This window comes from Psychrobacter sp. 1U2 (assembly GCF_051847575.1).
Genome location: NZ_JBPYDC010000511.1, coordinates 1 through 1010 on the forward strand (window position 1 = coordinate 1; position 1010 = coordinate 1010).

General features: G+C 40.2%; 2 protein-coding genes. Both read right to left on the reverse strand.

What is annotated here, in order from left to right:
- Window positions 1-370, reverse strand: a 370-nt coding sequence (locus ACS8FD_RS16935; RefSeq protein WP_439276700.1) for a hypothetical protein, incomplete at its 3' end; no start/stop codon positions are given.
- Between the two features lie 143 nt (window positions 371-513).
- The coding region (locus tag ACS8FD_RS16940) for a DALR domain-containing protein (RefSeq protein WP_439276701.1) at window positions 514-1010 on the reverse strand (497 nt) is incomplete at its 5' end.

Consider the following 1010-nt stretch of genomic DNA (forward strand, 5'->3'; position numbering starts at 1 on the left):
GCGTTAAAACAAAGTAGTTTGCGTCTTGCCCACCTGTAAGTCCGGTATATCCTTGCAGCTTATCCGTTTGCTGCATCGCTGCTCGCTCGTCATTATATAAAGCCTCATTGATAGTATCGGACAGCTCAAAACCACCTTGTTCAAGGGTTTCAACTTTTTGTTCAGCATATTCTATAAAACCATTTGGACTGTTTATTGACTGCTCTGCTCTAGTAGCAGGTGCATTGTCTTTGTTAGTGAGTATCTCAGTATCACTTGAGGCAGCTTTAGCTGGCATATAAATGATGCCAGCTATAATAATTAGCAAACCAATCATGAGATAAGCTTTAGAAGATTTCATTTCAAAATCATTTTTGGTAAAGCTAGTCATAAAATTAGCGCCTATACATCTGTGAATGTCATATAAAAAGATATCTTAAAAATAAAATCAAACTAAAACAGCGCACAAAAAAAAGCCAGCGTAGAGCTGACTTAATTTGTTAATATACGTATTTAATGTCACCAGCAATCGGCTTAAGCACGGCGCCATGTTGTACCAGTACGGCTGTCTTCAAGCTCAATACCTGCCTCTTTTAGTTGCTCGCGTATTTCATCAGCACGCGCAAAGTTTTTATCGGTTTTGGCCTTTGCACGCTCAATGATTAATCCATCAATGTCAGCATCGGTTAACCCATCATCTGCTTGATCACCAATCACTGCCTGCAAAAACTGTTGGACTGGCTGCTGCAAAATATTGAGTACTTGTGCCAACGCTTTTAGATGCTGCGCCAAGCGCCATGCTGTGTCTAAATCTTCAGCTTTGATGGCTTTGTTGACATCACGTGCCAGCCCAAATAATACACTAATCGCTGTCGAGCTATTAAAGTCATCATTCATGGCTTTGATAAAATCTTGTCCAGCCGCGCTATTATAAGCGTTGTTTATCAATTCGTCAGTGACTGTTAGCGATTGTCCTTTTTGCTGTTCAGCCAGTTTTAAGACGTTATATAGTCTGCTTAGGCTATTATGTG